Annotated in this window: 1 protein-coding gene; it reads left to right on the forward strand. The window is 73.1% G+C overall.

All coding sequences use genetic code 11. The annotated features are described in order from the left end of the window. The coding region (locus ACFWJO_RS40555) for a nucleoside-diphosphate sugar epimerase/dehydratase (protein WP_386873391.1) at positions 1-387 on the forward strand (387 nt) is incomplete at both ends.

A 387-nucleotide genomic window follows, 5' to 3' on the forward strand; every position in this document is an offset into this window, starting at 1 on the left:
TCCGGCGGCGGCTCCTGCTCGTCGGCGGCCCGAAGGCGGTCCGGCACATCTTCCAGACCCTCGACTCCGAGGCCGGCGCCGGCTATGCCCCCGTGGCGGCGGCCCTCCCCGGATACAAGACCCGGCAGGAGGACTACCTCCCGATACCGGTCTCCACGGACCTGGACACCGTGGAGGACGTGGTCGCCCTCGTGGAGGTGCGCGACGTCGAAGCCGTGGTGATCACCTCGGGCCACTCGTTCGTCCCCGGGGACGTCCGCCGACTGGGCTGGGAGCTGCAGGAGCGCGGCGTCTCCCTGATCATGGCGCCCGCCCTCGTGGACGTCGCCGGACCCCGCCTCCACACGCAGCCCCTCGCCGGCCTGCCGCTCATCCACCTCTCCACCC

It is taken from the genome of Streptomyces sp. NPDC127092 (genome assembly GCF_042722475.1).
Taxonomy (GTDB): Bacteria; Actinomycetota; Actinomycetes; order Streptomycetales; family Streptomycetaceae; genus Streptomyces.